Annotated in this window: 12 protein-coding genes; 8 read left to right on the forward strand and 4 right to left on the reverse strand. The window is 59.6% G+C overall.

Going from position 1 to position 13833, the window contains the following annotated elements; translation table 11 throughout:
- The first annotated feature begins 2 nt into the window (after positions 1–2).
- From ACYVIT_RS01145 to ACYVIT_RS01165, 5 genes are all read left to right on the forward strand, one after another.
- Positions 3–1658: a murein hydrolase activator EnvC family protein gene (locus ACYVIT_RS01145; protein WP_415808121.1), complete on the forward strand. Its 1656-nt coding sequence runs from the start codon at positions 3–5 to the stop codon at positions 1656–1658.
- 27 nt (positions 1659–1685) lie between these two features.
- Positions 1686–3131 (forward strand): S41 family peptidase, encoded by a 1446-nt coding sequence (locus ACYVIT_RS01150; protein WP_415808120.1) that lies wholly within the window; start codon positions 1686–1688, stop codon positions 3129–3131.
- Positions 3128–3901 (forward strand): HesA/MoeB/ThiF family protein, encoded by a 774-nt coding sequence (locus ACYVIT_RS01155; RefSeq protein ID WP_415808119.1) that lies wholly within the window; start codon positions 3128–3130, stop codon positions 3899–3901. The genes ACYVIT_RS01150 and ACYVIT_RS01155 overlap by 4 nt, the downstream gene beginning before the upstream one ends.
- 109 nt (positions 3902–4010) lie before the next feature.
- Positions 4011–4790 carry a FadR/GntR family transcriptional regulator gene (locus ACYVIT_RS01160; RefSeq protein ID WP_415808118.1) on the forward strand — a complete coding sequence of 260 codons (780 nt, stop codon included), beginning with the start codon at positions 4011–4013 and terminating at the stop codon, positions 4788–4790.
- Positions 4791–4836: 46 nt separating this feature from the next.
- Positions 4837–6249, forward strand: coding sequence for an FAD-binding oxidoreductase (locus tag ACYVIT_RS01165; protein WP_415808117.1), 1413 nt, complete (start codon positions 4837–4839; stop codon positions 6247–6249).
- 285 nt (positions 6250–6534) lie between these two features.
- Here the strand turns inward: ACYVIT_RS01165 and thiC are convergent, their stop codons facing one another.
- Entirely contained in the window at positions 6535–8448 is a 1914-nt protein-coding gene (thiC, locus tag ACYVIT_RS01170) for a phosphomethylpyrimidine synthase ThiC (protein WP_415808116.1), read from the reverse strand.
- A 357-nt stretch (positions 8449–8805) separates the two neighbouring features.
- On the opposite strand from thiC, the gene ACYVIT_RS01175 reads away from it, so the two are divergent.
- Positions 8806–9405, forward strand: coding sequence for a SecDF P1 head subdomain-containing protein (locus ACYVIT_RS01175; protein WP_415808115.1), 600 nt, complete (start codon positions 8806–8808; stop codon positions 9403–9405).
- Positions 9406–9609: 204 nt separating this feature from the next.
- Here ACYVIT_RS01175 and ACYVIT_RS01180 read toward each other — a convergent pair whose 3' ends face one another.
- Both ACYVIT_RS01180 and ACYVIT_RS01185 read right to left on the reverse strand, forming a co-directional pair.
- A complete protein-coding gene (locus ACYVIT_RS01180; protein WP_415808114.1) occupies positions 9610–11115 on the reverse strand; it encodes a tripartite tricarboxylate transporter permease in 1506 nt (501 codons plus the stop codon).
- An 18-nt stretch (positions 11116–11133) separates the two neighbouring features.
- On the reverse strand, positions 11134–11598 hold the full coding sequence (locus ACYVIT_RS01185) for a tripartite tricarboxylate transporter TctB family protein (protein ID WP_415808113.1): 465 nt from the start codon (positions 11596–11598) through the stop codon (positions 11134–11136).
- Positions 11599–11819: 221 nt separating this feature from the next.
- Here ACYVIT_RS01185 and ACYVIT_RS01190 point away from each other — a divergent pair, with 221 nt between their 5' ends.
- Together ACYVIT_RS01190 and ACYVIT_RS01195 are read left to right on the forward strand one after the other, a co-directional pair.
- Positions 11820–12269 carry a MarR family winged helix-turn-helix transcriptional regulator gene (locus tag ACYVIT_RS01190; protein ID WP_415808112.1) on the forward strand — a complete coding sequence of 150 codons (450 nt, stop codon included), beginning with the start codon at positions 11820–11822 and terminating at the stop codon, positions 12267–12269.
- Between the two features lie 15 nt (positions 12270–12284).
- A complete protein-coding gene (locus ACYVIT_RS01195; protein WP_415808111.1) occupies positions 12285–13025 on the forward strand; it encodes an ABC transporter substrate-binding protein in 741 nt (246 codons plus the stop codon).
- Between the two features lie 217 nt (positions 13026–13242).
- Here the strand turns inward: ACYVIT_RS01195 and ACYVIT_RS01200 are convergent, their stop codons facing one another.
- A complete protein-coding gene (locus ACYVIT_RS01200) occupies positions 13243–13752 on the reverse strand; it encodes an acyl-CoA thioesterase (RefSeq protein WP_415808110.1) in 510 nt (169 codons plus the stop codon).
- Positions 13753–13833 lie beyond the last annotated feature (81 nt).

Genomic DNA, 13833 nt, shown 5'->3' on the forward strand with positions numbered 1-13833 from the left:
TCATGCGGTTTGTGGCAGGTTTGCTGTTGACGGTGGCTGTGGCGGCGACGCCATGGCCCGGTGTTGCGGCGTCGTCGGACCTGGCAGACCGCCAGTCCGATGCCGAGCGGCAGCAAGCCGAGCTGCGTGAGCGTATCGATACCCTGCAGAAATCGCTCGAGGATCGAGAAGCCGCACGCAGCGAAGCCGCCGACGCGCTAAAAGCGTCAGAATCGGCGATTTCGCGCATCAACCGCCGGTTGCGCGATCTGGCTGCTGACAATGACCGGGCCGAGGCCGACTTGGCTGGTCTTGAAAAACAGATCGCTGCGCAACAGCAAGCGTTGCAGCGCAAACGTACCGAATTGGGCGATCAATTACGCACCCAGTACACCAGCGGCCTATCTCCGTGGACCGCGTTACTGTCGGGCGATGATCCGCAGCAACTAGGCCGCAATCTGAGTTATTTGGGCTATGTTTCGCGCGACCGGGCGGAAACGGTACAGGCACTGCGGCGTGATCTGGATCGTTTGGCCGAACTGCAGGGACAGGCAGACGCGCGTCGTGCAGAGATTCAACGCACGGTCGCTGAAACCTCTGAGCAAAAGGCTGAGTTGGTCAAACAGCAGTCCGAGCGTGCAACGTTGTTGGCCCAATTGGAAGGGCAGATCGCTGCGCAACGCGCTGAGGCACGCAAATTGGGGCGTGATGACAGCCGCCTGTCGATGCTGATCGTCGATCTGGAAAAAGCCATCGCCGAGCAGGCCGAGGCCGCGCGTCGCGCCGAAGAGGCCCGGCAGCGCGCCGAGGCCGTCCGCCGTGCGCAAGAGGCGCGTCTGGCCGAGGAGGCACGAGTCAAAGCCGAGGCCGCTCGCGCCAAGGCCGAGGCCGAACGCCAGGCCGCCATGGCTCGCGCCGCCGAGGCGGCAAAAGCCGAGCAAGCGGCCAAAACAGAGCAGGTCCGGGCTGCCGCTCAAGCCAAGCGCGATGAAGCGGCGCGTGATGCGGCGCGAGCACGTGAACAGGTCGAGGCCGCTCGCGAACGCGAGCGTGCTGCCAGCGAGCGTCAACGCGGCGCGGTGGCACTGGGCGATTGGGATGCGTTGAGCCCGGCGACCCAAGGTGATGTGAGAGTGAGTCAGCCACAACCGGCCCCGCGAGCAGAGCCTCCGGCACGCGCGGCTGCTCCGGCGTCACCGCCCTCGAATCGTCAGACGGACGACGAAGCCGACGGCGATGAGGCGTCTACGCAACAAACTGCGCGCCGCGCCGCGCCGCCGCCTAGTACGGCAAATGGTCTGCGCCACGGATTGACGGCGCCTGTCCGTGGTACGGTACAGGGTCGTTTCGGGGTGGATCGTCCCGATGGCGGCGTGTGGCGGGGCATCGTGCTGCGTACGGCTGCAGGCACCCCGGTCAAGGTCGTCGCCCCCGGCACGGTCGTTTACGCGAGTTGGCTGCGGGGTTTCGGCAACTTGATCATTGTTGATCATGGCAAGCAATATATGACGGTATATGCCTACAACCAGAGTTTGCTCAAGCAGGTTGGGGACACCGTAGCGGCCGGCGAGGCCATCGCTACGGTAGGCTCCACCGGCGGGCAGGTGGAATCGGGCCTATACTTTGAGATTCGATATCGAGGCACCCCGGTGGATCCGGCCCAGTGGTTGGCCTTATAACCTCCGGCTCAAAATCAGGAAGTGTGCATGGGCACTCGCAAGTTTCGCGGTTTAGGTTTGATGGCTACTGGTGTGGTGGCGGGCGTTCTGCTCAGCGTAGGTGTGACAGCACTGGCGCAGCGAGGCAGTCCTCTGCCGCTGGACGAGCTTCGGCAGCTCAGCAATGTGTTTGCCGCCATCAAAAACAACTACGTCGAGGCGGTCGACGACAAGACGCTGATTGATAACGCCATCTCGGGCATGGTGTCCAATCTGGACCCCCATTCCGCCTATCTGGATGCGGACGCATTTAAAGAAATGCAGAGCACCACGCAAGGCGAGTTTGGTGGTCTCGGCATCGAAGTCGGCGCAGAAGACGGTTTCGTCAAAGTCATCTCGCCCATCGAAGACACCCCAGCCGCGCGGGCTGGCGTGATGGCTGGCGATCTGATCATCAAGATCGACGATACGCCCACCAAAGGCATGACCTTGAATGACGCCGTCAAGCTCATGCGCGGTGCGCCGAAAACGCCTATCACGCTGACTTTGGTGCGGGCTGATAATCCGCAGCCTATTGTTGTGAAGATCATTCGCGACATCATCAAGGTGCGCAGCGTGCGCAGCAAGATGCTCGACGGTGGCGTGGGTTATATCCGTATCGCGCAATTCCAGGAAAAAACCGGCGCCGATCTCGCGCGTCACCTGAAAGACATGGGCGCAAAAGGCGCGCCCAAGGGCCTGGTGCTGGATCTGCGTAACGATCCGGGCGGACTGCTGACCAGTGCGATTGGTGTAGCGGCCGCGTTCCTGCCGCCCGATGTGCTCGTGGTATCCACCGACGGCCGTACGCCGGATTCCAAGCATAAATATCTGGCGACGCCCGCGGAGTATGCGCGTGGCGAGGGCAACTATCTGTCGGATCTGCCCGGCTGGGTCAAGACTGTGCCGATGGTCGTGCTGGTGAACGTCGGTTCGGCCTCGGCGTCGGAAATCGTGGCGGGCGCGCTGCAAGACTACAAGCGCGCCAAGGTGCTGGGCAACCGTACGTTCGGCAAGGGCTCGGTGCAGATCATTCTGCCGCTCAGCCAGGACACGGGCGTCAAGCTTACGACCTCTCGTTATTTCACGCCCAAAGGGCGCTCCATCCAGGCAACCGGCATCGAGCCTGATTATGTCGTGGCCGATACCGCGGATGGCGACTTGTTCCGCCTGCCGCGCGAGGCCGATCTGCAGCGGCATTTGTCGAATAACCAGAGCGACGAAATCAAATCTCTGCCGGGCGCGGACGAGTCTACGCCGGTCGGCAAGGTATTCGAGTTCGGCGGCAAAGACGACTTCCAACTGCAGCAGGCGCAAAATGTATTGGCAGGCAAGCCCGTACAAAAAGGCTCGGCCCGCGCACAGGCACAGGCCAACGCCAAACCTGCCGTCAATGGCGACACAGAGCGCCTGACGATCACGCCGTCTGGAGTGCAACCCGCCAAGAACAAATGAACGACCAGCAGTTATTGCGTTACGCCCGGCATATCTTGCTAGATGAGCTGGGCATCGAGGGCCAGGAAAAATTCCTGGCGGCTCGAGTGCTGGTGGTGGGCGCGGGCGGGCTCGGCTCTCCCGCGGCCTTGTATTTGACGACGGCGGGGGTAGGCGACATCACCCTGGCGGATGACGATATCGTCGAGCTGAGCAATCTGCAGCGCCAGATTCTGCACGGCGAGGCGAGCGTCGGGCGGCCTAAAGCCGAATCGGGCCGCGATACGCTGGCGGCCTTCAATCCCGAGACGCATGTGACCGCGCGCGTTGAGCGCCTGGACGGCCTGGCTCTGGATGAGGCCGTCGCGGCTGTGGATCTGGTGCTGGACTGCACCGACAACTTCAGTACACGGCACGCGATCAATCGTGCCTGTGTGCATCATCGCAAACCGCTGGTGTCCGGGGCGGCAATCCGTTTCGATGGCCAGGTCAGCGTGTACGATCTGCGTCGCGATGATGCGCCGTGCTATCACTGCCTGTTTCCCGAGGCCGATGACGTCGAGGCCGTGAATTGTGCGACGACTGGGGTTTTCGCCCCGCTCGTGGGCATCATAGGCGCCATGCAGGCGGCGGAGGCCCTCAAGCTATTGGCTGGCATCGGCGAGAGCCTGTCGGGCCGATTGCTGTGGTTGGACGTGCGTACCATGCAATGGCGCAGCGTCAACGTGCACCGTGATCCTGAATGCGCGGTCTGCGGGCACCGCGACGCTAATGTTCAGAACGCGGCTTGAGCGGTCCCTAGATACGGTTTTCCTGGCGGCTCCTTGTAGTCATTCTCGGTGTCGGGCTGAATGGCTTAAAAGTTTTCATATAACCTGATAAATAATCTACAATGGTCACATGCTGACCAAATCCACCACTCTCACTGAGCAGGTCGCCGGCCAACTGTCGGCCGACATTGCCGCAGGCGTTTACCCCGTAGGGGCCAAGTTGCCCACGGGCAAGGCGCTCGCGCAGCTGTACGGGGTCAGTGCTGCGGTGATTCGCGAGGCGACCGAGCGGCTGCGCGCTCAGGGGCTGGTCGAAAGCCGCCAGGGTGCGGGCTGTACGGTGATATCGCGCACAGTCAGCCGGGGCTTTCAAGTGCCTGGCCGTTCATCGCTCCGCCGCGACGAGCTGGCCAGCGTCTACGAACTGCGTATGGAGCTCGAGGGCGGCGCTGCGGCCTTGGCCGCGATGCGTCGCACGGATGCCGATCTGGCGGAGATGGCCCGTTGTCTAGAACATCTGCAAAGCCATCTGCATCATCCCGAACAGGCTGTCGAGCAAGACATCGCTTTTCACGCGGCGATTGCGGTGGCCACGCATAACGCTTATTACCAGCAACTGCTGCAGTATCTGAATCTGCAAGTGCGCGAGGCGGTACGCATGGCACGCGACAATACATTGCAGCATCAATCTGAACGTATTGTCGACGTGCACCAAGAGCACGTCGACGTATACGAGGCTATTGCGGCCCGCGACGCCGTCGCTGCCCGGCAGACTGCCGTGCGGCATTTGCAGCGCGCCGCCGCGCGTTTGCAGTTGGACTTTTCGGCTGTTGATGGCGCGTTGGTGCCGGCTGCAATGACGCCTGCCGACCTGGGCGCGCGCATTACGAAAACCGTGCGGACAACCTAGCTCATTTTTCGATTCTTCGATTTCTGCATCTTCTGCCTGAACACTTATGACTACTTCCGATTTTGCGCAGCGCCTGGTTCAAGCCCTGGGCCCCGATACGGTATTGACCGCAGCCGATGACATCGCACCGTGGCTGTCAGATTGGCGTGGCCTTTATAACGGGCAGGCCCAGGCCGTCGTACGTCCACGTACCACTGAAGAGGTCGCGCGATGCCTCGCGTTATGCCAACAGGCCGGCGTACCTGTTGTGCCGCGCGGTGGCAATACCGGTCTGTGCGGAGGTGCGACGCCGGACCAGGCGCCCGCCAATGTGGTGCTCTCGCTGGATCGCATGAATGCCGTGCGTTCGATCGATACGATCGCCAATACGATGGTGGCTGAGGCGGGATGCATTCTGGGTAATCTGCGCCGTGCTGCCGAGGATGTGAACCGCATGCTGCCTCTCAGCTTGGCCGCAGAGGATTCTTGCCAGATCGGCGGAAACGTCTCGACCAACGCAGGTGGCGTCAACGTCGTACGCTATGGCATGACGCGTGAGCTGGTCTTGGGTATCGAGGCGGTGTTGCCGACAGGCGAGATCTTTCATGGCCTGCGTACGCTGCGTAAGGACAATACGGGTTATGACCTCAAGCAATTGTTGATCGGCGCTGAGGGCACGCTCGGTGTGATCACCGCTGTGGCATTACGCTTGTTTCCTCGCAATAGTGTGCGTTCCGTGGTGCTGGCGGCAGTGCAATCTCCTGAACAGGCCCTGCAATTGGCTGAGCTGGTCAACGAGCAATGTGGCCCGCGTCTGCAGGCCTACGAGTTTTTCACGGGTGATTGTGTTGACTTGGTGTTGACGCATGCTCAAGGCGTGCAAGAGCCTTTTGCACAGCGTTATCCCGGCTATGTGTTGATGGAGTTGGCTGACACGGCCGATGAGGAGGCACTGAATGCGCTGTTGGAAAACGTGATGGGCGCTGCGTTGGAACGCGAGTTATGTCTGGATGCTGCTGTCTCGACCTCGTTGGCGCAATTGCAGGCGCTGTGGAAATTACGCGAAGAAATCTCCGAGGCCCAGCGTGCCGATGGGCCCCATCTCAAGCACGATATTTCGTTGCCGATCGAACAGATTCCGGCGTTCATGCAGACTGCCGAGCAGCGTGTCCGTGCGGCTTATCCGGATATTCGGCCGTTTATCTTCGGGCATTTCGGCGACGGCAATCTGCACTACAACCTCTCGCGTCCGGCGGGTGCTCCGCGTGAGTGGGCGGCTCAGCAGGGCGATGCGGTGACAGATATCGTGCTGGATGAAGTGAATCGCTATGGCGGCAGCATCAGTGCTGAACACGGCATCGGTCAACTCAAGCGCGATCATTTCCTGCATAGCAAAGATCCGTTGGAGCTGCGGTTGATGCGTGAGATCAAACGGGTTTTTGATCCTGCGGGGATTTTGAATCCTGGGAAGTTGCTGTAGGCTGAATGTGGTTGTGCGTCATGCGGAATTGACGGTGTTTTGTGGGGCGTCTTTGTTGAGCGCCGGATGTGGTTGTTTGGAGGGTGTGGTTCTATTGACGTCGTGGCGGGGCGGTAAGCGTGTGGGGGCTTCGCGTGGTCGGTCGGACGCCTTCGCGTCCGACACCGCTTCGTCAACCTCGTCGCTGCGCTCCTTCGGTTTTCCTCGCTCGACCACGAGGCGCCCCCACACGCTTACCGCCCCGCCACGGAGGTCTAAATAGAGACGCCCGATGCCATCAAACGATCAAGTCTGCTGATAAATCTCAGCCCCCTTGCGTACAAACTCCACCGCCTTCTCCCGCATCCCTTGCTGCAACGCATCCTTCTCACTGACCCCTTGCGACGCCGCATAATCACGCACGTCCTGCGTGATCTTCATGCTGCAGAAATGCGGCCCGCACATCGAGCAGAAATGTGCGACTTTCATTGAATCTTTAGGCAAGGTCTCGTCGTGAAACTCCTTGGCTGTATCAGGATCCAGGCCGAGGTTGAATTGGTCATCCCACCTGAACTCGAACCGCGCCTTCGATAGCGCATTGTCACGAATCGCCGCGCCTGGATGACCCTTGGCCAGATCCGCTGCATGTGCGGCGATCTTGTAGGTGATGATGCCGTCCTTGACGTCTTTCTTGTTGGGCAAGCCCAAGTGCTCTTTAGGCGTGACGTAGCAGAGCATGGCTGTGCCATACCAGCCGATCAACGCGGCGCCGATGCCTGAGGTGATGTGATCGTAGCCGGGGGCGATGTCGGTCGTCAGCGGCCCCAGGGTATAGAACGGCGCCTCGTGACAATGCTCGAGTTGCAACTCCATGTTTTCCTTGATCATCTGCATCGGCACATGGCCTGGGCCCTCGATCATGACTTGCACGTCGTGTTTCCATGCCACTTGAGTCAGCTCGCCCAGTGTCTTGAGCTCGGCGAATTGGGCCTCGTCATTGGCGTCGTAGCCTGAGCCAGGCCGCAGGCCGTCGCCCAGCGAAAAGCTGACGTCATAGGCCTTCATGATCTCGCAGATGTCCTCGAAGCGTTCGTACAGAAAGCTTTCCTTGTGATGCGCGAGACACCACTTTGCCATGATGGAGCCGCCGCGTGACACGATGCCTGTCATGCGGTCGGCAGTCATGGGAATGAACGGCAGACGCACGCCCGCGTGTATCGTGAAATAGTCCACGCCCTGTTCGGCCTGCTCGATCAAGGTGTCGCGGAAAATCTCCCAGGTCAGTTCTTCGGCTTTGCCATCGACTTTTTCCAATGCCTGATAGATCGGCACGGTGCCGATGGGCACGGGTGAATTCCGGATAATCCATTCGCGGGTTTCGTGGATATGTTTGCCGGTAGAGAGGTCCATGACCGTATCGCCACCCCAGCGGATGGACCAGGTCATTTTTTCGACTTCTTCGCCGATGCCCGAACTGACCGCGGAATTGCCGATGTTGGCGTTGATTTTGACCAGGAAATTTCGCCCGATGGCCATGGGTTCGACTTCGGGGTGATTGATGTTGGCAGGGATGATGGCGCGGCCGCGGGCCAGTTCCTCGCGCACGAATTCGGGCGTAATGACTGCGGGGATGGCAGCGCCGAAGGATTGCCCAGGATGCTGGCGCAGCAGACGGCGGGCCATTTTCTCGCCATCGGGGCTGCTGGCGCGCAGCGTTTCCAGGTAGTGTTCGCGCCGCAGGTTCTCGCGGATGGCGACGAATTCCATTTCCGGCGTGATGATGCCGCGCCGCGCGTAATGCATTTGCGAGACGTTCGCGCCCGTTTTGGCCCGGCGCGGCGGGCGTTGCAGATCAAAACGCATCGCCGTCAGTTTGGGGTCGGTCAGGCGTGACTGGCCGTATTCACTCGTGGGTCCGCCGAGGACCTCGGTGTCGTTGCGTTCTTCGATCCAGGCTTTGCGCAGCGCGGGCAGGCCGCGGCGGATGTCGATGTGAATGTCGGGATCGGTGTAGGGGCCGCTGGTGTCGTACACCGTCAACGGAGGATTGCTTTCACCACCGAACATGGTGGGCGTTGCGTCCTGCGAAATTTCCCGAAAGGGCACGCGGATATCTGGCCTGGAGCCGATTTCGTAGACTTTGCGGGATTTGGGCAGCGGTGCGACGGCCGCGGCATCGACTTGCGCCGTAGCGGCGAGGAACTTGGGATTGGCGTTCATGGAAAGCTCCAATAATGAGGTTGGAGCCGATTGGGGATGGATTCCGGGCCAGATAGGACGAACCCGGCCCTGGGAGACAGGCCTGGCGACGCGGAATACGCTCCCAGCATCGGCATTATCCGTACTGGTACGAAGGGACTCTCTCAACACGTCGCCCCGGAAAAGGCGACGAGTACCCCTGCGTGAAACCGAAGTATAGGTGGTATCGTGGTTGTATGGTCGTATTTCGCTGCTTTACATCTGCATACGGTTGGGGCTATCGGGACACGCAACGGCCCTGTACACTTTTTGTAAGCTGGGTGGCAGTCAGCGACCCGGCATGCAGCTCCCTCAGTCATTGAAAAAGGAATAACCATCATGCAACTCACTATGCGCAAACTGGCTCCCGCGCTGGCTGTCCTCACGCTCGCACTGGCCGGCTGCCAAACTCCGCCGAAGCAAGGGACTGAAGGTGCAGCCAGCGGCACTACCACGCCCCAGACTCCGGCCCAGCCGGCGACGGCTTCCGCAGTTGAGTTCTATGTGGCTCAAGCGACGACGGCGCCCGGCCTGACGGAAGTCAAGATTCCCGATGGCTCGTTGTTCATCCAGCGCCAGCCCGTGCTGACGCGTGCCGATCTGAGCGAGGCCGCCGCCCTGGTTGATCGTCAAGGACAGAATTTCGTCGGCCTGCGCTTCACAGAGGCCGGTGCCCGTAAATTGAACGAGGTGAGCAGCCAGAACATCGGCAACATGCTGGCGTTGGTCATTGATCGTGAGCTCGTTGCTGCTCCGCGTATTGCCGAGCCGCTGAACCGTGGCGTGCTGGCCTTTGGCGTGCCTTCGGCCCAGGCGGCATCGGATATCGCAGCCAAGATCCGTGGCGATCAAGGGCAAGCGGCCCCGGCTAATGGCGCTGCACCTGCCGCGCCGGCTACCCCCGCTCCGGCTGCCCCCGCTCCCGCAGCTCCGCAATAAAAACGATTTGAGGCGTTGAGGCGGCGTCAGCCGCCAATGAAAACGCCCTCATGCTTGCGTCGTCGGCCTGCCCTTCCCAAAAGTGAATGTTTTTTTCTGGGGGCGGCAGGCAACAAAAAGGCCTGGGATGATTACCATCCCAGGCCTTTTTTATTGGTGCGTAGGGAACGGATCCGGCTTAACGGACCCATGCCCCATGTCAGATCAATCCTCTTCTACGAAGGTTTCCTGACGTTTCTTGCGGATGGAGGGCAGTGCCACCAATACGACCAGAATCGCAGCCGCAGCCAACAAGGACGCAGACAAGGGCCGTTCGACAAAGGTGAAGAAATCACCGCGCGATAGCAGCAGGGCACGACGGAAGTTTTCCTCCATCATGGGGCCCAGCACCAAGCCCAGCAGCAGCGGGGCGCCTTCGCACTTCAGTTTCGACCAGAAATAGCCGATCACCCCGAAGATGGCCGTGGTGAAAATGTCGAACGTGTTGTAGTTCAACGAATACACCCCGATCGTGCAAAACACGAGAATCGCCGGGAACAGAATGCGATAGGGGACTTTCAGCAGTTTGACCCATACGCCGATCAGCGGCAGGTTCAGCACCACCAGCATCAGGTTACCGATCCACATCGAGGCGATCAGACCCCAGAACAATTCCGGGTGGCTGGTCATGACCTGCGGGCCGGGCTGGATGTTGTGGATGGTCATGGCGCCAACCATCAGGGCCATCACGGCATTACCCGGGATACCCAAGGTCAGCAGCGGGATGAACGAGGCTTGTGCACCGGCGTTGTTGGCCGATTCAGGACCTGCGAGACCAGCGGGGTGTCCCTTGCCAAAGCGTTCCGGCTCTTTGGAAATTTTCTTTTCCAAGGTGTAGGACGCGAAGGCCGACAGTACGGAGCCGCCACCAGGCAGAATACCCAAAATCGAACCCAGAGCCGTACCACGGATGATAGCGGGGGCTGCTTCGCGGAATTCTTTTTTGCTGGGGTACAGCGAACCGATCTTGTCTTGGAGCTCGACGCGGTTTTCTTTTTGTTCCAGGTTGGACAAAATTTCCGCAAAACCGAACACGCCCATGGCCACGATGGCAAAGTCGATACCGTCTTGCAGTTCGGGAATACCGAAGTCATAGCGGGCCACGCCTGAGTTGACGTCGGTGCCAACCATGCCCAGCAGCAGGCCCAACAAGATCATGCAGATGGCTTTAGGCAGAGAGCCAGAAGCCAGCACCACTGCACCGATCAGGCCCAGGGTCATCAACGAGAAGTATTCGGCCGGACCGAATTTGAACGCGATTTCGGACAGTGGAGGCGCGAAAGCGGCGATCAGCAGGGTTGCCACGCAGCCAGCAAAGAATGACCCGATAGCTGCCAGCGACAATGCCGCGCCCGCCCGCCCGTTACGCGCCATCTGGTGGCCGTCGAGCACAGTGACTACCGCCGAAGTTTCGCCCGGCAAGTTGACCAGAATGGCGGTGGTGGACCCCCCGTATTGCGTGCCATAGTAAATGCCCGCCAACATGATCAAGCCAGCGACTGGTGGCAGCACGTACGTGATCGGCAGCAGCATGGCGATCGTGGGTACGGGGCCCAGACCCGGGAGCACGCCAACCAATGTGCCGAGAATGCAGCCTAGCAGGGCGTACAGTAGGTTTTCAGGTGTGAACGCAACCGAAAATCCGATCGCCAAGTGTTCCATCAATTCCATGATTGTGTCTTCCCCTTATTAGTTCATGCCTAGAAACGACGGCCATAGCGGGAAAATCAATCCCAGACCCTTGATGAACGCCAGCCAGCAGAACACAACAAGGAAGATGGCGTTGAGCAAGGCGACGCGCCAGCTGAACTCATGGCTGGCCAGACTGCTGCCTACGACTAGCAGGAACAGTGACACGTAGAGACCCAGCGGGCGCAGCAGCACGCCGAACAAGACGACGGAGCCGATGATGATGAACAGAATCTTGAAATCGAACTTGTCGATCGTGGTTGCAGTTGCCTTGGGGGACATGGCTCCCAAAGCCACTACTGCTCCCAGAATGGCCAGGCATATCCCCAGCCAAAATGGAAAATAACCGGGGCCCATCCGGGCGGATGTCCCCATGGAATACTGTGTGGCGCCATACGCAAATCCCAGGCCGATTAGGGTAAACATCACCCCCGACCAGAAATCTTGCTTGTTCTTTAGCTGCATAAAAGGTCTCCGTATTGTGTCGTGCCATACTGCGCGAGCATGGGTGGCGGAGACCTAATGTCTAAGGACGCATGAAGCTTGGACAAAAAACATATAAAAAAATATGGCACGGCGGCGCGAGCCATATCAGGGTTGCCAAGCGTCCGGACACTAAGCGCACCGCCAGCACGCAAAGTCCAAGTCGAACGGATCGTATCACGATGTAGTTTAGAATTCTGTTGGTGAATCCTCTAACTTTTCAGGGGGCAAAGATCGACACGCAGGAATTGCAACCGGCGGATTTTGCAACCTTGGCCGAGTTTCGTTATGCCTTGCGCTGCTTCACGGTTTTCAGTGAAGCCGAAGCGCACGGACAGGGACTATCCCCGCAACAACATCAAGCGTTGCTGGCTATCAAGGGCAGTAAAGCGCAGGCTCTGACCGTTGGTGAGCTTGCAGACAAGCTCTGTATAAAGCATCACAGCACCGTCGAACTCATCAGCCGATTAGTGCGCATGAGCATGGTGTCACGTTCGGTCGACCCCGAGGATGGCCGGCGTGTACGGGTGACGTTGACCGCCTTGGCCGAAGCAAAATTGCAGGCGCTGTCCGCCGTACATTTCGAGCAACTGCGGCGCATCGGGCCCTTGCTGATTAAATTATTGGACCAGTTCGGTTCTTCAACTCGCTGAAAAAACGACCATCAGATGGACACTACCCCTGAATTGCGTGCTGTTTTCACCCCTGCGGGGCGCCTGCGTGCGTCGATCAACCTGGGCAATCCCATCTTGGCCGGACGCAATGCCGCCGGTGAGCCTGCGGGCGTATCGATCGATCTGGCGCGCGAATTCGCCCGTCGTCTCGGCGTCGAGCTCGAATTGGTGGTGTTCGATACGGCCGGTAAATCCGTCGACGCTGTGACGGCTGAAGAGGCCGATATCGGCTTTTTTGCGGTGGATCCGGTACGTGGCGCCGGTATCGCGTTTACGGCACCCTATGTGCTGATCGAGGGCGCCTATCTCGTCAAGGACGACTCGCCGCTGCAATCGAACGACGAGGTGGATCAAGCCGCGCACCGCGTCGCGGTCGGTAAGGGCAGCGCATACGATTTGTACCTGACGCGTGAGCTCAAGCATGCCGAAATCGTCCGAGCTCCGAGCTCTCCGGCTGTGGTCGATACTTTTCTGGAGCAGGGGCTGGAGGTAGCGGCGGGCGTACGCCAGCAGCTGGAATCCGATGCGCAGCGTTTGAGTGGCCTGCGTTTGCTGCCGGGCCGTTTCATGGTGATTCGCCAGGCGATGGGCTTGCCCAAAGGGCGTGATGCCAGGGCGGCAGCGCTGCTCAGCGCCTTTGTCGAGGACATGAAGGCCAGCGGTTTCGTCGCTGACGCGCTCGCGCGTCATGGCATTCAAGGCGCCTCGGTAGCACCGGCGGAACCCCGAGATTAAATTCTCATATTAGGGAAAATCCTAGGGCTGTTGCCGTTCGATTTGTTGTGTTGGCACAACGATTTGGCTGTGTGACAGCCCGCTGTCAGGTATTGTTAAAGGATTTTTCGCGTGGCAACACGATATGCGATGCGGCCTGCCCGGGCTTGTGTCATGAGCGCCTCGACGCTCATGACGACTCGCTTTTCTGTGCCCGATAACAAGCAGAACGGATTGATCAATCCGCCGAGCCGGGTGCTGGGTCCTGCACGCGTTGCTTGATTTCTTCGTGGTGCTTTTCCATTTCTTGGCGTAACGCGCGGCGTTCGCTTGCAGCCTCGTAGCGTTGGCGTTGTTCCAGGGTATGTAGAACCAATGGCGGGACGGCCGTCGGCTGCCCGTTATCATCGACCGCCACCATCGTGAAATAACAGCTGTTGGCGTGGCGCACGATTTGTTTGCGGATGTCCTCGGTGATCACCTTGATGCCGATTTCCATCGAGGTCCGGCCCGTGTAGTTCACGGACGCCAGAAAGGTGACCAGTTCTCCGACATGGATCGGTTGCCGAAACATGACCTGGTCGACGGACAGGGTGACGACGTAGTGGCCCGCATAACGGCTGGCACAGGCGTAGGCGACCTGATCCAGGTACTTCAAAATCGTGCCGCCGTGGACGTTACCTGCAAAATTCGCCATATCGGGCGTCATCAGGATAGTCATCGACAGTTGGTGATTGGTTTCTTGCATGGCAGATCGCGCGAGTGAAAAACGCCATGGTAATCGCTGGGCTTGTTGTTTTTGCAAAACTTGACGATACGCTGCCATTAA

It is taken from the genome of Bordetella muralis (genome assembly GCF_054781015.1).